Annotated in this window: 16 protein-coding genes; 5 read left to right on the top strand and 11 right to left on the bottom strand. The window is 36.9% G+C overall.

Features of this window, described 5'->3' with window-relative positions:
* Positions 1-104: 104 nt before the first annotated feature.
* Positions 105-1,139 (bottom strand): tagatose 1,6-diphosphate aldolase, encoded by a 1,035-nt coding sequence (locus J3U42_RS04280; protein WP_416380439.1) that lies wholly within the window; start codon positions 1,137-1,139, stop codon positions 105-107.
* A gap of 255 nt (positions 1,140-1,394) precedes the next feature.
* Between J3U42_RS04280 and J3U42_RS04275 the strand changes: the two genes are divergently transcribed.
* A complete protein-coding gene (locus tag J3U42_RS04275; protein ID WP_267335686.1) occupies positions 1,395-2,714 on the top strand; it encodes an MFS transporter in 1,320 nt (439 codons plus the stop codon).
* A 62-nt stretch (positions 2,715-2,776) separates the two neighbouring features.
* Here the strand turns inward: J3U42_RS04275 and J3U42_RS04270 are convergent, their stop codons facing one another.
* From J3U42_RS04270 to J3U42_RS04245, 6 genes are read right to left on the bottom strand one after another with little or no spacing between them, the layout of a single operon-like run.
* Positions 2,777-3,580, bottom strand: a complete 804-nt coding sequence (locus J3U42_RS04270; protein ID WP_267335684.1) for a pyrroline-5-carboxylate reductase family protein — start codon at positions 3,578-3,580, stop codon at positions 2,777-2,779.
* A gap of 15 nt (positions 3,581-3,595) precedes the next feature.
* Complete coding sequence (locus tag J3U42_RS04265) at positions 3,596-4,447, bottom strand: VOC family protein (RefSeq protein ID WP_267335682.1); 852 nt, start codon at positions 4,445-4,447, stop codon at positions 3,596-3,598.
* A 12-nt stretch (positions 4,448-4,459) separates the two neighbouring features.
* On the bottom strand, positions 4,460-6,100 hold the full coding sequence (locus J3U42_RS04260) for an ABC transporter ATP-binding protein (protein ID WP_267335680.1): 1,641 nt from the start codon (positions 6,098-6,100) through the stop codon (positions 4,460-4,462).
* Complete coding sequence (locus tag J3U42_RS04255) at positions 6,097-6,927, bottom strand: ABC transporter permease (protein ID WP_267335678.1); 831 nt, start codon at positions 6,925-6,927, stop codon at positions 6,097-6,099. The genes J3U42_RS04260 and J3U42_RS04255 overlap by 4 nt, the downstream gene beginning before the upstream one ends.
* Before the next feature lie 2 nt (positions 6,928-6,929).
* Positions 6,930-7,907, bottom strand: coding sequence for an ABC transporter permease (locus J3U42_RS04250; RefSeq protein WP_267329299.1), 978 nt, complete (start codon positions 7,905-7,907; stop codon positions 6,930-6,932).
* A gap of 14 nt (positions 7,908-7,921) precedes the next feature.
* Complete coding sequence (locus tag J3U42_RS04245) at positions 7,922-9,517, bottom strand: ABC transporter substrate-binding protein (RefSeq protein WP_267335676.1); 1,596 nt, start codon at positions 9,515-9,517, stop codon at positions 7,922-7,924.
* A gap of 335 nt (positions 9,518-9,852) precedes the next feature.
* Between J3U42_RS04245 and adhP the strand changes: the two genes are divergently transcribed.
* Entirely contained in the window at positions 9,853-10,887 is a 1,035-nt protein-coding gene (gene adhP, locus J3U42_RS04240) for an alcohol dehydrogenase AdhP (protein ID WP_220218820.1), read from the top strand.
* Between the two features lie 200 nt (positions 10,888-11,087).
* Positions 11,088-12,536 (top strand): APC family permease, encoded by a 1,449-nt coding sequence (locus J3U42_RS04235; RefSeq protein WP_267335674.1) that lies wholly within the window; start codon positions 11,088-11,090, stop codon positions 12,534-12,536.
* Positions 12,537-12,675: 139 nt separating this feature from the next.
* Here the strand turns inward: J3U42_RS04235 and rimL are convergent, their stop codons facing one another.
* From rimL to J3U42_RS04215, 4 genes are all read right to left on the bottom strand, one after another.
* The gene (gene rimL / locus J3U42_RS04230) at positions 12,676-13,227 is read right to left on the bottom strand and encodes a 50S ribosomal protein L7/L12-serine acetyltransferase (protein ID WP_267329297.1); all 552 of its coding nucleotides are present in this window, start codon (positions 13,225-13,227) and stop codon (positions 12,676-12,678) included.
* A 218-nt stretch (positions 13,228-13,445) separates the two neighbouring features.
* Entirely contained in the window at positions 13,446-14,813 is a 1,368-nt protein-coding gene (locus J3U42_RS04225; RefSeq protein ID WP_220218823.1) for a PTS ascorbate transporter subunit IIC, read from the bottom strand.
* Between the two features lie 20 nt (positions 14,814-14,833).
* A complete protein-coding gene (locus J3U42_RS04220; protein WP_220218824.1) occupies positions 14,834-15,106 on the bottom strand; it encodes a PTS sugar transporter subunit IIB in 273 nt (90 codons plus the stop codon).
* A 31-nt stretch (positions 15,107-15,137) separates the two neighbouring features.
* A complete protein-coding gene (locus J3U42_RS04215; protein ID WP_267335672.1) occupies positions 15,138-15,581 on the bottom strand; it encodes a PTS sugar transporter subunit IIA in 444 nt (147 codons plus the stop codon).
* Between the two features lie 333 nt (positions 15,582-15,914).
* Here J3U42_RS04215 and J3U42_RS04210 point away from each other — a divergent pair, with 333 nt between their 5' ends.
* Both J3U42_RS04210 and J3U42_RS04205 read left to right on the top strand, forming a co-directional pair.
* Entirely contained in the window at positions 15,915-16,943 is a 1,029-nt protein-coding gene (locus J3U42_RS04210) for a LacI family DNA-binding transcriptional regulator (RefSeq protein ID WP_267335670.1), read from the top strand.
* An 861-nt stretch (positions 16,944-17,804) separates the two neighbouring features.
* The gene (locus tag J3U42_RS04205; RefSeq protein WP_267335668.1) at positions 17,805-19,106 is read left to right on the top strand and encodes a PAAR domain-containing protein; all 1,302 of its coding nucleotides are present in this window, start codon (positions 17,805-17,807) and stop codon (positions 19,104-19,106) included.
* Positions 19,107-19,109 lie beyond the last annotated feature (3 nt).

Below are 19,109 nucleotides of genomic sequence, written 5' to 3'. Positions count from 1 at the left end.
TATTGCAGATTGCATTCGATTCCTGCGGGGGAAAGAGTACAAGCAAAATAGGAAGAAAACTTGTACTCTTTTTTTTAATCCATTAATAATAAAATCTAACGTCCTTAATTACCCAATTTAATATCGATTACTTCGATATTATCTTTACCACCGTAGATATCATACCAAGGGGTAGCATATTGTTTTAAAATTTTATTGAGGTGTTCAACATTTTCACGTCCGGTTTTATCTAACCAACGTTTTAGCTCATCTTTACCACCTTTAGCATAAGCGGCAACACCTTCAAACCATGTAGCTCGACCACCTAAAATACCACTATATTTTGCGCCGTGTTCACCGGCAAAAATTAGTTCTTCATGGAAAGTCTTCGTCGGTACGCCGGCACTTAAATAGATGAAAGGACGAGTAGCGGCATCGCTTGCTTGTTTAAAATAGTCTGCTGCTTCTTTTTGGGAATAAACCACAACGTTATTATCATTAAAGCCTTCGACATTTTTGAAAAGTACCGGTACTTCAACTTTTAACACATCGATGTAATAGTGATCTTTAGTAAATTCTTCAATAGTTTTAATCACTTTTTGTGGTTTAATTTTGGCAAATTCGGGGCTCTTATCATCGGTGATTTGATTGTCATAGACAATTGGCTCAACAAAAACAGGAATATCGGCTGCTCTTGCTTCGTTGCCTAAGCGCTCTAAAAATGCATGCTTTTTATCTAAAATATCTTGTGGATCATCGGGATTGTAGTAAACCAATACTTTTGCAGCATCGGCCCCTTTTTTGATAAGGCGTTGGAGTGAGTCTTCGGGCAAAATATCGGGTAAACGTCCCGGCATATTGGCATCATAGCCTGTTTTTTCATACGACATGATTAATCCGGCATTCTCATTTTTGGCTGCCATGCCTTTATAACCGTATTGCTCATCAAGTAAAATTGCACTGACATATTTCGTCAATTCTTGAGAAACCAGCTCCTTAAATTCATAGACCATATCAACGTGATAACGATCTTTACCGACTGCGGCTTCCATCATTTTGACCATTGAGCCGCGTTGGTCGATAGCTAAAGCGGCAATCACACCATCTTGGTTTGATAATTGTTGCATACGGTTAAATTTGCCGCGAGAAATACGTTTTATAGCCATTTTCAACTCTCCATTTAATAATGAGAAATTATTATAGATTGGATGAATGACCGTTTATTAATCATTTGTGCTAGTTTCAATCCAATTCTACATTTAATTGATTTAATTAGTTGATATGATAACTGATGTCACTATTATGTCATTAATAAAACAGGTTTCAAATGATAATTTCTTCACAATAAAAAGACGTTCGGGTATAGTAAGGCAGCATAACCGACTGTTTGTAAACAATAATTTGCAAGGATTACTATGTCAGACTTTGTTTCACACGCTCCATTGCGCAAACTCAATAATCAAGACTATAAAACGCTTGCGCTTTCTGCTCTGGGTGGGGCTTTAGAATTTTATGATTTTATCATTTTTGTCTTTTTTTCTATCACCATTAGTCATCTGTTTTTTCCGCAAGATATGCCGCAATGGCTAAGTCAAGTACAAACCTTTGGTATTTTTGCCGCTGGCTATCTGATTCGCCCGTTTGGTGGCATTGTTATGGCGCATTTTGGTGATCTGTTTGGTCGCAAAAGAATGTTTACACTCAGTATTTTGCTTATGGCACTACCCACCTTGTTTATTGGTTGTTTACCCACTTATGCCAGTATTGGTATTTTTGCGCCGATATTACTCTTACTCATGCGGCTTTGTCAGGGTTTAGCCGTTGGCGGCGAAGTGCCAGGCGCATGGACATTTGTGGCTGAGCATGTTCCCAGAAATAAAATCGGTTTAGCCTGTGGCATTTTAACCAGCGGATTAAGTTTAGGTATTTTACTTGGATCGTTAGTTTCAACCGTCATGAATAAAAGCTTATCTCCAGCACAAATGGTTGATTGGGGGTGGCGTATACCCTTTATTATCGGCGGTATTTTTGGCTTAATTGCGATGTATTTACGTCGTTGGTTGAAAGAGACCCCAATTTTTCTTGAGATCCAAAAACGTAAACAGCAAGAACAATCCCAAAAATTACCGGTAGTCACTGTCTTAACCCAATATCTGCCGCAAACCATACTATCAATGTTACTTACTTGGGTGTTATCAGCAGGCATTATGGTGATAATGCTCATGACCCCAATTTTATTACAAAAACAGTTTGGCTATTCGGCTATAGAAGCGTTACAAGGTAATATATTAGCCATTATCGGGTTGATTATTAGTTGTACTTTTTATGGCATGATGATGGACAAATTTGCGCTGGCTAAAGTGCTTTTAATTGGTTGTATTATTGCCGCAGTGATGATAGCGATCTTTTTTGGCTCATTAGATAATGCTCAGCTACTATTTATTACCTATCCGCTAGCGGGCTTTAGCGTCGGTATTGTTGGATCGTTTGCTTATTTTATGGTGAAAGTTTTTCCAACTTCGGTTCGTTATAGCGGTGTGTCGTTCTCCTTTAATATGGCGTATGCCATTGCGGGTGGTTTAACGCCATTACTAATCTCATTTTTTAGTGATTTTGTGAGTAAAATGGCGCCGGCAATTTATGTTGTAGGACTATTTTTACTGGGTACATTAGTTGGGCTATTTTTATTAATTAATAATAATACTCAAAAATATATAGCAAAAGACATCTCATAAAACTCAATAGGCAATAAAAAGTTTGAGGAACGAGGTTTTTTTACGTTCCTCAACTATTGCTTTTACTCAATTTTACTGCTTTTTCCCAGCTCAATAGTTCGAATGACTCCAGCTTTCACGCTTCGTTGTAACCCTGCGGCAAAATCACTATTATTTAGTTCATACAAACTATGCATTCCAACTCCGGCTGGCGAGTTATTAATATCAAGCAATTGCCTTGGATGTTTTTGACTTAATTGAAGCATTGAGGCTGCGCCGTGTAAATTTTCAATTGCAATGCGTTTGGCCATATCTCGGGGCAATCCAACTAAAACTCCAGCATCAACTAACGATTCATAAAAATAATAAATATAATTCGGTCCTGCAACGGCATAGCCAGTAAAAATATCAAGCAGTGATTCGTCAATATATTCAAGTTTACCAAAACTTTTGAAGAATTGGGTGACGGATTTTTGTTTTGCAACAGCCTGATCATTCTCGTCGGTAGCAATACCTGAATAACCAAAACCTGTATCGGTAAGTGTATTTGGAATTGTTCTAATAACAGGAAGATCAACTTTTAAGGATTGTTTTATTTGGGCAATTGTTACTCCAGCAATGATTGAAATGATAATAGTCTCTTTAACATCCAATTGTTGAACAATGTTACGCCATGCATCTTGAGGTCGAACCCCCAATACAATAATATCTGCATTGACGATTTTGCCAGTTGGGGTAACACCATAAGTTGAATGTAAATAGTCTAAGCGAGATTTAACAATATCGTTCACTAATATATTTTGGGGCTCATATGTTTTATTATTTATTAAAGCGCTAATAATCGCTTCAGACATATGGCCACTACCTATAAATAAAATTGTACTCATACTTATCGTTCCTATTTATAATTGGCTAAAAATCATAACTACACCATATGTTTCACTGGCAGGTACGATAATCGTATCATTTTGTAAATTGTATTTAATTTTTCCTTTTTCTAGTGCTTGTTGGGTTTGCGCTAATGATTTTGTTGTGAAGCCTAAAGCAACTTTACGATCTTGGTCGTTATTCGCTTTACTTACTGACGAGCCAAAAAGATGCTGTATTGCATTTGGTGTAAGGTAATCAATAAATTTATCTTCAGCTTTTAGACGTACGCCTCCGTCAATTTCGATAATGTTTGCTGAAGGGAAAGTTTTTTCAAGCAAGTTAATTGAGGAACGGGGTTTTTGAGCTTCAATAATGACTTGATTAATATTTATTACACCATTTGGGTGCGTTTGCCACTCTTTACGCCAAACGAGTTCCGGGGTCAGTTGGTCGCAAAAAAAGATCTGTCCATTTGGTGTATAGGAAGGGTCTAATCTGACGGTTTTAAAACGCGCCTCTGGTTTAGTGCCATCATTTAATTCGACAGGTCTAAAAAAGGATTTTGGACCGTCACCCTCAACTTTTATACCTTGGCTAACAAGTTGTTGATAAAGTTTGTTGGCATCTTTGGTTTTGAAAACCAACCCAGTTAGCCCGTCATCAAAACACCAACTTTTATCTACTTTACCCGCATTTTGAGGTTCAAAACCTAAAAGCTCAAGATATGTGGTCGTAAATATCGCTAAATTGTTACTTGTTCCTAGTGAATGGTGTCCTCTAGGGGTTGTTGTGAATCCCAGTTTTTGATATTGATAATTTGCTTGATCGAGCTGATCTGATACGGTGATTACAACATGATCAATTTGTGGACTAAGTGTTGTCATTATATTCACTCCTTAAATATGAATAGCGGGAGACATATCAATTAATCGATGTGGATTCCATCCTTTACCAGGAACCGCATCAAGTAGATCTTTGGTATAAGATGCTGTCGGATTTAGAAAGACTTGTGATGCGATACCTTGCTCGACGATTTTTCCTGATTTCATTACAATAATATGATCACAAATTTGTGCAGCAACTCGCAGGTCATGGGTGATAAATAGAACCGTTAAATCCAGCTTTTTTTGTAATTGCGTTAATAGTTCAAGAACTTGTGCCTGAACTGAAACATCAAGCGCCGATACCGGTTCATCAGCAATCAATATTTTCGGCTCTAATGCTAATGCTCGAGCAAGGCCTATTCGTTGCCTTTGTCCTCCTGAAAATTCATGAGGATAACGGTTTAATGCCTCGCTTTCCAATCCCACCATGTTGAATAACGCTTTTGCTCTTTTGATTGCTTCGTGTTTGTTTGTTCCGTGAAGTATTGGTCCAATCGTAACTTGATCGCCGACTTTTCGACGTGGATTTAATGAGGCATAGGGATCTTGAAAGACCATCTGAATATGGCGCGAATATTGTTTAAGTTTTTTCCCTTTTAAATTGGCAATATCTACATCTTCAAAGTTGATTTGACCGCTGTCTATTTCTAATAATTTAATAATGCATCTGGCTAACGTTGATTTACCTGAGCCGCTTTCTCCCACAACGCCTAAAGTACTCCCTTTATGTAACTTAAAGCTAACATTATTAACCGCATAGGTTGTACGTCGGTTTTGCTTAAAAAAGCTATGGTTGTGATACGTTTTTGATAGGTTGTTCACTTCAAGAATAAGCTCTTTATTAATACGTTGAACATCTCCAGGAGTAAGGGGAGGGACAGCTGCTATTAACGCTTGTGTATAAGGATGTGTTGGTGAATTTAATAGGTCACTCGCTAAGCCTTGCTCAACGAGTTGTCCTTTCTGCATAACCGCAATACGAGTTGCAATATCAGCAACTACACCAAAATCATGAGTAATGAATAATACAGCGGTACCTTTACGTGATTGTAGTTCACGTATCAATTTCAATATGCATGCTTGAGTTGTGACATCTAAAGCTGTTGTTGGTTCATCAGCAATCAAAATAGCGGGTTCTAATGCTAATGCCATAGCAATCATGGCTCGTTGACGCTGGCCACCAGAAAGTTGATGTGGATAAGCTTTAGCAACAGACTGCGGATTGGGCATCTGCACATCCGTTAATAATTGGATAACTTTCTGATTAATCTCTTGTTTAGTTAACTTAGTGTGGATAGTGAACATTTCACTAATTTGATTAGCGATGGTTTTTAATGGATTTAGCGCAGTCATCGGGTCTTGGAAAACCATACCAATATGCGCACCACGAATTTTACGCATTTGTTCATCATGGTAAGTGAGTAGGTTGTTTCCGTCGAAATCAATCTCACCTTGAGAAGCAATAATACCGTCAGGTAATAATCCCATGATTGCATTGGATAATAAAGATTTACCCGAACCACTTTCACCAACAATACATAGGATTTCGTTAGCATAAAGATTTAGTGATACATCATTAACCGCGTATTTCCGATCCGAACCATGAGGCAAATCTAGGGTTAAATTTTTAATTGATAGTCTTTTTTGATTCATCGTTTTTTTAACCTTGGATTGAGTGCATCATTTATTCCTTGTCCAACTAATGATGCAGATAAAACGGTTAGCAATATTGCAATGCCAGGAATAGCTGAAACATACCATTGTTGACGTAATACTAGTCGTCCATTACCGACCAGATTCCCCCATGATGAAATATTGGGATCGGAAAGGCTCAAAAAAGCTAGCGCACTTTCCATTAATATCGCGGTTGATAAAATAACACTGGCATACATAATTACTGGCGGTAATGCGTTTGGTAAAATCTCTTTAAACATGAGTCTAGTTGAGCTCATGCCTATGGTTTTTCCCGCCTGTACAAATTCACGATTGCGTAATGATAAAAATTCTGCTCGAGTTAACCTTGCAACGGGCGGCCAAGAAACAACACCAATTGCAATCACCACAATATTGATTGTTGAACCAAATACCGCAACAGCAACGAGTAATAGTAAAAAGTTAGGTAAAATCTGGAATGCTTCCGTAAGGCGCATCAGTATGTCGTCAACCCATCTTCCGTAGAATCCTGAGATGGCACCAATAACCACACCATTAATAATTGCTATGAATGTTGAGATAAGTCCGATAATCAGTGATACTTTTGCACCATGAAAAAGCTGTGCAGCGATATTTCTTCCTGCCTGATCTGTTCCAAGAATAAATTTAGGATTTGTAAAAGGCCATTGTAAGGGGCGGCCAGCTAAGCGAAGCGGATTGCCAGGAAAAAACCAATCTGCGCTTAATGCAATTATGATAATTAATAACAGTAAAATTGTACCAATTCTAGCAATTGGGCTACGGAAATAGTCTTTTAATATCGCCATCATTAATGTCCTGTAATGCGTGGATCGAGCTTTGCGTAAAGCATATCGACAATAAAATTAATAATGATAACGAGTATTGCTGAAACAAATACTACGCCAAGTAAAGTGTTTAGATCTCTTTGTACCACAGAATCATAGGCAAGTCGTCCTAATCCTGGAATAGCAAAAATGGTTTCAATAACCACCGAACCGCCTAACATGGTGCCTGCTTGTAGACCGATTAGCGTTATCATTGGTAACATGGCGTTACGTAGTATGTGATTAACCAGTATCTGGCGGCTACTTAATCCTTTCGCTTTAGCTGTTTTTACAAAGTCTAAGGTCGATACTTCAAGTAATGAAGCGCGCATAATGCGTAAATAGATTGCTAGATAAACTAAAGCTAGGGTGGTAGTTGGCAAGATTAAATACCATGCAATATCAAAAAATGCTGAAATACCCGTTAATGATTCGCCGATACTGCCAAACCCACTAGGTGGTAACCAATTCAAATAAATTGAGAAGAAGACAATTCCCATGAGAGCTAACCAAAATGAAGGTGTTGAATAAAAAATTAGTCCCAGTACTGAAATGAGTGTATCTGGCCAACGATTCACTTTTTGAGCAGATAAAATGCCAAGGATTGTACCGAAGGTAAACGCTAAGAACATTGCGCAAACCATCAATAGTAATGTAGCCGGTAAACGTTCTAAGATCATATGGCTAACTGGCTTATTATATATTGCAGATTGCCCCAAATCTAAATGAACTAATCGCCATAAATAATTGATTAATCTTGAACTTGTTGATTGGTCAAGTTCATAATGATGACGCATTTCATCAATAACGCTTGACTCGGCACCACCAATTTGGGCAAGTAAAGCATCCACTGTATCGCCAGGCGCCAATTGTAATAATAAAAATAGCGCAATTAGTATGATAACCAGTGCTGGAATCGTGGTTAATAATCGTCTAAGTGCTAAAGTCAGTATATGCGTCATCATTTCACCTTAACTTAGTGTTCTATCCATACATCAAACCAACTACTTGATGGCCAACGTGCTGTATTATGATGATTGTGTACTTTGTTATTAATCACTGAGATGAATTCACGTTCTGTTGCGAACCAGAGTGGTAGTTCAGTATTCACGACATCAACTAGTTGACCATAAAGTGCTTTACGTTTGACTGGATCTATTTCAGTTGCGGCACTATCGATTAATTGGTCGACAGCATCTGATTTCCAGCCATATTGATTTGTCCAAGGCGCTCCTTGAGGACTGCCAGAACGTAACCAAACAGTTGTCGAAACTGCCGGATCGCCTCTATATTGGTGCCACCCTGTTGCAATATCAAAATCGTGGAGTTTATAAACGGCATTTAAAGCGCCAGCAGTGTCGAGATTAACGATAACCACATTAATGCCGATTTCAGCTAAAGATTGTTGGATAAATGTTGCAAAAAGTGGAACATCTTCACCATTATTAATATGAACTAATTTTAAGGTAAAACGAGTGCCGTCAGCTTTTCGTGGATAACCTGCTTCATCTAATAATTGTTCAGCTTTTTCTCTATCAAAAGGGTAAACAATTTTACTGTCTTTAGGGTAAAAAACGTTTGATGATGGAATAATACCGGTTGCAGGCTTACCAAATCCGTATAAAAAGTCATCGATGAAGAAAGGAATATCGAGTGATTGAACAATTGCTTTGCGAACATTTAGGTTAGCAATGATCGGATTGCGGAAGTTAAATTCTAAAGTATTATTGAAAATATTTGCTTGAGAACCTTTTGTTAAAACCTCAAATTTTGAGTTTTGTTTGAATCGATTAATATCAGCAAGGCTTAATTTTGAGTAGGCACTTAAATCAATTTGTCCACTTTCAAGTGCAGCTGATGCTGAAGAGTTATCGTTAATAATGCGCCAGATTATTTTATCTAAATAAGGATATCCTTTTCGCCAATAATCAGCATTGCGTTCAACAATAATATGTTGTCCTCGTTGATATTCAACGAACTTGAATGGCCCAGTCCCTACAGGTGCTGTGTTATAAGGATTATTTAATACATCGGTGCCTTCGTACAAATGTTTGGGAACAACATAGCCAAGATCAACTAAAGCTCTTAATAGTAAATCTAATGGCATTGGACGAGAATAATTGAATACCACTGTATGGTCATCAGGTGTATCGACAGAGGTTAAATTAAGTTGTAATGTAGTTGAGAAATTTAATCTTTTTTTCCAAAACTCTAGTGCATTATATTTCACATCTTGTGATGTAAATGGTTTACCGTCGTGCCATTTGACGCCTTCGCGTAATTTAAATGTTATTGTTTTTCCATCCGGTGAGGAAGTCCATGATGTAGCAAGAACAGGAACAATTTGACCATCTGCATCGAGATCGACTAATGATTCAACTACTTTTCCTGATACTTCATATACCCCCGTTGACGCGCGTAAAGCTGGGTTGAGAACTCTTTGTTCTCCTGAATAATGGACAACTAGTGTTCCACCTCGTTGCGGTGTTTTTTCATCCGCCATTGAATAAAATGGTAACAAAATTGAGAGTAGTCCTATAATAAATGTTTGTTTGATATTGAATAATTTCATGTATGCTCCTTACAATTGTTGTCACCATATTTTCGGTATTTATCACTATGAAATTTTTAGGATTTCACTATAAAAATTTTTAGTAACGTTGAGAAATGCCGATATCGCATATTTATATTACTTTTAGTTATATATTTACTCGCGAGGCTAAGTTGTAGAATTTTCATTATCATCATTATTTTTAGATGTTTAATGTAAATATCGCTTATCGGTATAACGTTAAAAATAATTCTTATTTTTATTAATATTTGTGAAATAGCGCATATTTTTTTTTAATAAATAGTCTAAAATACAACCAATTTGGTTTTGAATTTTTAAATATTTAGGAGAAAGAAATGAAAGCAGCTGTAATTAGACAAGAGTGCGATGGTCAAGTTGAGATTAAAGATATTCCGGTTCGTCCTTTAGAAGCGGGTGAAGCTTTAGTTGAGGTTGAATATTGTGGTCTTTGTCATACAGACATCCATGTCGCATCCGGCGATTTTGGTAAAAAACCTGGTCGGGTGATTGGTCATGAAGGTGTAGGGATTGTGACCAAAATAGCGCCAGATGTAAAAAGCTTAAAAGTTGGAGATCGGGTCAGTATCGCTTGGTTCCATGCCGGCTGTGGGACTTGCGAGTATTGTATATCAGGTAATGAAACATTTTGTCGTAGCGCCTTAAATTCAGGATACAGCGTTGACGGTGGAATGGCAGAGCAGTGCATTGTGAAAGCGGATTATGCTGTGAAAGTCCCGGACAATTTAGATCCGGCGCAAGCAACCAGCGTTACTTGTGCTGGTGTGACAACTTATAAAGGCATTAAAGTGGCGGACACCAAACCGGGCCAATGGCTTGCCGTTTTTGGTATTGGTGGGCTTGGTACGCTGGCTATTGAGTATGGTAAGAATGTTTTCAATAATAAAGTTGTTGCGATCAGTAATAGTGACAGTCAATTAGAGCTGTGCAAAAAGCTGGGCGCTGATTTAGTTGTCAATCCGAAAAAAGTACCGGATGTGGGTGCTTATATTAAAGAGCATACTGGCGGTGGCGTACATGGTGCCGTTGTAACCTCAGTTACTAAAACTGCATTCAATCAGGCAATTGAGTCTGTGCGTCCGTTAGGGCGTGTGGTGGCGTTAGGCTTGCCTTCAGAAACCATGGACTTAAGTATCCCGAAAACGGTGTTAGACGGTATTCAAGTTTTAGGTTCACTGGTGGGTACACGTGAAGATCTGGCTGAAGCATTCCGATTCAGCGCCGAAGGAAAAGTGGTGCCTATTGTTGAAAAACGCCCATTAGAAGATATCAACGAAATGATTGAAGAGATGAAAGCCGGTAAAATTCGGGGTCGTATGGTTATTGATATGAAGATGAAAAAGCAAAAATAGGGCAATAATCTTTTAATTTCAGCTAAAATAAAACAAAGCTAGCTTATTGCTGGCTTTGTTGCTTTTAAACAATTCAACCTTTATTTTGCTTGCATTGTCATCTTATTTTGTCAAATATCATCAATCTTTCTTGTATTTTATCTATAAAGCCCTATTATAGGCGAATTTTGCTAGTATATTTATCTGTTTAGGGGATAGTTATGTCTGAACACAATTTAGAAAATAAATTGCGCAAAGATCTGGGGTTAGTCTCTGCGTTATCACTGGTTGTCGGTATGGTTTTAGGTGCCGGTGCATTTATGAAACCTCCTGCGGTGTTGGAAGTTGCGGGCGATTATAACCTTGCGCTATTGGCGTGGATCATTGGTGGCGTTTTTTCAATTTGTGGCGGATTAACCCTTTGTGAATTGGGTGTCATGTTTCCGAAAACCGGTGGCATGCTGGTTTACTTAGAAAAAATTTACGGCGATAAAGTTTCCCACCTTTATGGTTGGATGATAACCGTATTATTTGCACCGTCATTAGTGGGGGCATTAGTCGGCTATTTCAGTTCGGTTTTTTGCCTTTTATTCAGTATTAATGATGCCTACCGAATGGCTGTAAGTGCCGGTGTGTTAGGCTTTATTGCTATAATCAATTCAATTGGTGTTAAACAAGCGGGCTATCTGCAAACTATTGCCACCGTTTGCAAACTTATTCCGATATTACTGTTAGCTGTATTTGGCTTACTGAAAGGTAACGGTCAAGTTGCGTTGTTTAGTGCCAGCGGACAAGGTATCGAAACCTATGCACCGTTTGCGGTGGCGATTTTAGCGACCTTGTTTGCTTATGACGGTTGGGCGCAAGTGGCATCGGTTGCCGGTGAGATTCATAATCCTGCAAAAGTGTTACCTAAGGCGATTATTTTAGGCATTATCTTTTTGGTGGTGGTTTATGCCTGTATCAATATTGCTTTATTTAAAATTTTCCCGGTGCAAGAGATGGTTTCGCTCGGTCATGATGCATCTGCGGTGGCATCGCAACGTATGTTCGGGCATTTAGGTGGAAACTTAGTTGCTGTGGGAATTATGATCTCAATTTTAGGCGGTATTAATGGTTATATTATGACATTATCCCGCACTATTTTTAGTATGGCAGAGCGGGGAACGATCGTCGGTGCGCGTTATTTAAGTACCCTTGATGAAAATAGTCGCTCGCCAATTAATGCCATTATTGTGCTGGTGATCTTCTCTTTCTTATATTCCACCTTGCTCGATGCCGATCGCTTATCGGAAATTTCGATGTTTTCAATATGGGTATTTTATCTATTAACATTTGTCGGGGTGATTATTGCTCGCAAAAAATATCCTGATGTACCAAGAAGTTATAAAGTTATCGGCTATCCAATTATTCCGATTATTGCAATTTTAGGTGCCGGTTATGTGATTTACGGTATGTTGGTTTATCAAACAACAAACGGCATTGCTTCAATTATTTTGACGTTAATTGGCTTACCGTTGTACTACTATTATCACCGAAAAAATAAAGATAAAGATCTTTCACTCGGTGAGATGAAAAACTATCAAGCGAAAACCAAATATATGATTGTTGTCATGTTGATGTTTATTATTGCCGGTTTAGTCTTTTATGGCTGCCTGTTTAGTCATTGATGAACCGCAATAATCTGATAAAACGATGATTAAAAGGCCTGACTCCGGTAGAATATCGAAATCAGGCCTTACAAGCCGCTTAACAAAAGAGTCCAACTTTATGGAGTCACTTCAGTCTGTCGGTTTTTTGTGCCCAATTTTAGAGATAAGATGAAATTAGTGCATACAGATTTTGGTCATAAAAAGTACCGTTTAAATATTCTGCTTGCTTAAGTACTCCCTCGTGCTCAAAGCCACAACGTTTAGCTACCCGATTACTTTTATCATTGGCTACTGAACATTTGATAACAAAACGTTTAATCATTTTATTCACAGCGTAATATTCGGTTAATGCCAGCGTTGATTGCGTGATAATCCCTTTACCTTGTGCTTGATTATCAAGCCAATAGCCAATATAAGCCGTTTTGTTTGCTTTATCAATTTGGTTAAAAGCAATGATACCTACCGGCTTATCTTCAAATAGAATAATGTAGGTTTTACTGATATCTTGTTGATGCGTAATTAAACTGTCGCTCAAAAATTTTTCAGTGTCAGAACGATTTTTTACCCACTTAGGCCAGGCCATAAATTGGCTAAAATTATCACGATTGGCATCGATGACTGAGTATAGCGCTGTTGCATAAATTGTATTTGGCGCTGTTAAATATACATTTTGATTGACATAGATAGTATCGGTGTTTGGGGTTGTCATGATTTATTCCATTAAATGCGTTCGGGCTAACCATAGCGTAACTATATTTGTTTATTGCACTTCGGCTAATTTTAGGGCAAAAATTGCGATAAATGAGCGTTAAAGTCAGTATACTATCACGCTAAGCGGTTATCATCGATTATTCATTACAGTTTAGTCAATAATAAAATGCCAGACATCTTTGTCCGGCATTTTATAGGGTTTAGGGTTATTGACTATTATTGGTTTTCATTCTCATCTGTCTTAGTTTTGACAGTGTAGTTGTAAACGACTAATAAAGCAAAGATAGCAATAATAATCCACATAATGACATCTTTATTAAACCATTTTGCCATATTACCTAAAATAATGCCGACGCCACAAAAATCGACATCAGAAAACGTGGTATTGGCAAAACCAAGTGATCCTAATACCGGTAATAATACCACCGGTAAAAATGTCACTAATAAACCATTGGCAAATGCGCCAAGCATTGCGCCTCGACGCCCACCCATTGCATTACCAAATACGCCAGCAGTTGCACCACAGAAGAAATGTGGAACCACGCCCGGTAAAATGAGCACAGCGTTAAGTTGACCTAGAACAAATAATCCGACTAATCCACCTAAAAAGCTGAATAAAAAGCCAATTAATACGGCATTAGGGGCATAAGGGAAGACGACAGGACAATCTAAAGCTGGTTTTGCATTTGGGACTAACTTTTCCGAAAACCCTGTAAATGCCGGGACAATTTCAGCAAGTATTAAGCGCACACCTTGCAATATAATAAAGACGCCTGCGGCAAACGTAATTGCCTCAATAATGGCATAAACTAAATAATTATCACCATTACTTAGATTGGCTTCAATATAGTCCGAACCGGCAAATACTGCCAAAATAAGGTAGATAATCATCATCGTTAATGAAATTGAAATGGAACTGTCTCGTAGAAAACTTAAGTTTTTCGGTAAGTTCATCTCTTCGGTTGAACGTGACCCTTTTCCTACCGCCATGCCAAGCCAGCCAGCTAAAACATAACCTAGTGTACCAAAGTGACCAAATGCGACATCATCATTTCCGGTAATTTTACGCATTTGCGGTTGCGCTAAAGCGGGGAAAAACGCCATAATCAATCCTAACACTAATGCACCTGTCAAGATTAATTGCCAATCTTTAAACCCAGAGACAGTTAAAATAATACTGATCATACAAGCCATATAAAAAGTATGGTGACCGGTTAGAAAGATGAATTTTAAGCGAGTAAAGCGTGCCACAATAATGTTTGCAATCATGCCAAACGCCATAATTAGGGCTGTTGCCGTACCATACTCATTTAATGCCATAGAAACAATGGCTTCATTATTTGGAACGATTCCTTGTAGTTTAAACGCTTGTTCAAACATGATGCCTAATGGCGTAATTGCGCTGATAAGTACCGTTGCACCGCCACCTAAAACCAAAAAACCTAAAATAGTTTTAATCGTTCCTTTAACCGTATCGGCAAATGATTTGCGTTGAGCAAGCAGCCCCACCATAGCAATCAGCCCCACCAATACTGCGGGCACTTTTAAAATATCGACGATAAATTTTATTATTTCTTGAATCATAGCAACACCTCATGATTTGATCATTGCTTAGCGAAATGTTCAACGAGTTTTGCTTCCAAATCGTTGATATCAATAATATTATTTAGTACAACTAATTTATCGGCTGGAATACCGGAGCTGGCGGCAAGATCTTTTGTCATCACAAACAGGTCTGCTTGATCTGGCGTTGCCGAAGCAAGATCTGCATGGGTCACTTCTGCATCAATATTAAGTTTTTTGAGGACTTTTTTGATATTCATTTCAACCATAAAACTACTACCAAGGCCTGAGCCACAAACTGCCATAATTTTCATATTGTTTATCCTTTTACTTATACGTTGGAAATTAATATTGTTTGATAACCGCCAAAATTTCATCACGATTTTGTGCATTGAAAATTTTCTGGATATCGTCAGATTCGCCAAACAGTGCCGCCAATTGAGTTAACATTTCGATATGGCTGGTACTATCGTTAGCGGCTAATAGAGTGATTAAATAGACTGGATCGTTTTCTTCTGAATTAAATTTAACGCCTTGTTTAACCAATAACATCGATAGGCTTAATTGGTTTACGCCTTGTTCTGGCCTTGCATGAGGCATTGCAATTCCGGGTGCCAAAACATAATAAGGACCTATTGATTTGTGTAGTTCAAAAATAGCCTTAATATAATCTGATGTAATTGTTTTATTCTTTAATAATGGCTCAGCACAAAGTGTTATCGCTTCTTGCCAATCTTCGACTGAATCAACCACATTGACTGTTTCATTATTTAACCATGTACCTAACATTTTACCTCCATTAAGACCGTTAATCATTTTGATAATCGGTTAGAAAATTATCATATTAAGTAATAATAGAAATCAAAAATTGTCAGAAATGTGATAGCGCTATCAAAGTTAGAAAATTTTTTTTCGATTGTGTGACATAGATAACATTTTTAATGTATTAATTCTAAACTATTCCGCTTTGACATACTAGAATTAGAAAAAAGTCATAATTTAGCTATAAACTGCTTGATGCATTGTAGATGATTATTGAGTAATCTTCTGTTTTTTACTATCTTTACAGCAAAAATTGTATGCGTAAATGAATATATAAATCAAATTCAATCGGGATGAAAGATGCAGGATACTAAAAAACGTCGAAATACAGGGCAGATTACTTTATTTGATGTTGCTAAATATGCTGGCGTGGGAACAATGACGGTCTCTCGGGCTTTACGCACGCCGGAAAGGGTATCAGATAAGCTTCGACATAAAATTCAATTAGCTGTTGAGACATTGGGCTACAAGCCGAATGTCGCCGCCAGTTTATTAGCTTCAGCCAGCGCCAATCGAGTGATTGCCGTTATTACCACTCGAATTTATGATTATTCCGTAAGAATATTGCTTGATTCGCTACAGACACAGTTAGCTAAAGAGGGGTATACCACGCTTATCATTGAATCTTATCATTATCATAAACAAGAGTCCCAATTATTAGAGACGCTTTATAGCCATAATCTTGAAGCTGTCTTGCTGTTTTATGTTGAAAATGATGATCTGATAAAAAAAATTGTTCAAAATAAAACAATCACCGTAATGAATATCGGTAAAAAATATGATGAATCAATCGATGTCGATGTTGGCTATGATGATAGTTTAGCGATGTATAAATTAACAGAGCATGTGATTAATAAAGGGTATCGAAATATTGCCTTACTTTGTGCAAATCAGCAATATCATCTATTTCAACAGCGTTTACATGGTTGGCATAAAGCGATGCTCAATTATCACTTGCCGACTCATCGCATCATTCATGCCGCCAAACCAGCGAACTTTAGTACCGGCGCACAGTTGCTTGCCGATATTTTGTTAAACTGGTCTGAGGTTGATGCGTTAATTTGTACCACCGATGAATTAGCTTGCGGTGTGCTATATGAGTGTCAACGGCGACATATTCGAGTTCCTTATCAATTGGCAGTCAGCGGTTTTGGTGATAATGAGTTTAGTGAAGTCTGCTTTCCGCCGTTAACCACTGTTGCGTTACCGTCTAAACAAATTGGCGAATACACAGTGGCGTTATTGCTAAATAAATTAAAAAATGGGGAGCGAATTAAATCAGAAAGCACGGAGTTTTTACCGATTATAAAATCACGAGCCAGTTTGTAATAAAAAATAATAAAAGAGATAATAAAAAAGCCTACTCAATGAGCAGGCTTTTTTTATATAAAGATAAATTATCAGCAATATTTTGATGTCCATATCCAAGACGGATCTATTAAGTAAAAGGAATAACACACATGATTATATTGATTTACATTACGTATTACTTTTTCTCAATTATGCCTATTATGATTTCTTATCGCTTTAGAAAATACACAATAAGTGATTATCACTATAATAAACGTTTGAAATGGCAAAGGCGCATTATGTTGGTTTTCAATTATATTGCTCTGGTTATCCAAATTATAGTTGTAGGTAAACTTAAAACTATAGTACGTTCTAATCAACATATTGCACAATCTGCATAATAATAGAAATGAAAAAATAATAGAAATGTGATAGCGCTATCAAAGTTAATATAAAATTTATCTGTTTTGTGATACAGATAACATTTTTAGTAAATGGATAAAAAATATTTTTTTAAAGTACAAATATTATATCGATAATAATGATTAAAAAACAGCTTAAACAATCGGCTCTTGATTACTAACCATACTTAAATTCATTTCACTGTTTTTGAATAAATTACTAGTAGATAATAAGGTTAACGTTACTAATTACTATACGTGACATAAATCAAACTATTAAACAATAAGTATTTTATTTTACAGATTAAAACTTTTTCTTCATACCAAGGTGTAAAATTATGTATAAAGAGGTGTTGCAAATAAGATATTGCCTAATCTTTCAATCAGTTATAATAATTTATTCTGCTATAAAATCGCATAAATAAAGTTTTTTAGTTTGTTTTTTAATTCATTTGATATAGTATTATTTGTTCGAAGTTTGTTAAATGAAAATATTATAATGAGTAAAAAAATTGCTGTAATAGGTGATGATACAACAACCGGTGGTAAAGTTATTTCGTCATCAGTTCTAGGTTTTAACCATATCGACGCTATAGCATGTTTAGGGGATTATGCTTCATGCCCTAAGTGTAAAGGTTCTGGAAAAATTATTGAGGCGACGGATAAACTAATCGTTGAAGGCAAACCAGCTGCTTATGATGGGTGTATTATTGCATGTGGATGTCGTCCTATCGGTGTTAATCGAATTATTGCAACCAAAAGTCTGATATTTGTTGATGTAACAGCCTCCTATTATACAAATAAGTCAAATCTTATTAATAATGCATTTTCAACAACTGCGCAAAATGATATTCACACACAAATTAAATCATTAGTAGCAGCAAATGAAGATAAAACAAAGATTCGTCTTGACGCTCAAAATTTACTTAATTGTGCGCATGAAGTTTGTGAAAAACACCTTTACCATGATGATATAAAACAAGATTTTATTGATGATATTGATAATTTCGCCATGCATATTGTAAATCAAGTAGAAAGCGGAGCTATGAGTTATGAACAAGGCTCGGAAGCGATAAAATCTGAAGAAAAGAGTTTATTGGATCAAAGTATTCAATGGGCTGCTAGGGGACTAAGTGTTTTAGGTGGTGTAGGCTTGATGGCTACGGGGATTGCAATGTGCTCAACTGGTATGGGTTGTATACTTGGCTTATATGTAGCAGCGCATGGAGCTAATAGTCTTATTGAAGGGATAACCGATGAGGATGGTTTTTTAAAATCAGTGTATCAAGATGCGGCGGTAGGATTGGGAATGTCTAGAGAGGTAGGTTCTTTGGCGTATGATTTAGTTGATATAGGTCTCTCCGTACATGGTAAACTTAAATTAGTTCCTAAAATTGATAAAAGTTTTGCAATTAATCAATACAATCGTGCTAATTCAGCGAAATTCAAATTATTTCATTATGGTAGAAAGGATTTGACACGAGCATATAGACAGATGAATAAATGGCTATTAGGTTCTGAAATAGTAAGTGATGTTTTTTCTTTAAGTGAAATTTATGAAAAAAGCAAAAATATTTTATTTAAAAACAATGAGCTTAATGAAACAAATTTATATATTTCAAATCCCGAACAGATTGATAATATAGAGAAAATTGTAGATAGTTGTGCAATAGTAATACGGATTACAGGTCAAAAATCTGATGTAGATGACACACCTAATTATTCATTGTGTACGCGCTTGGATGGTACTACATATCGGCAATATTTTGATGGTCATATTGAAGAAGATTCTATGGAGTAAAAG

The organism is Gilliamella sp. B2923, from assembly GCF_026536565.1.
In the GTDB taxonomy this organism is placed as follows: domain Bacteria; phylum Pseudomonadota; class Gammaproteobacteria; order Enterobacterales; family Orbaceae; genus Gilliamella.
This window is presented reverse-complemented; position numbering and strand designations above follow the sequence as displayed.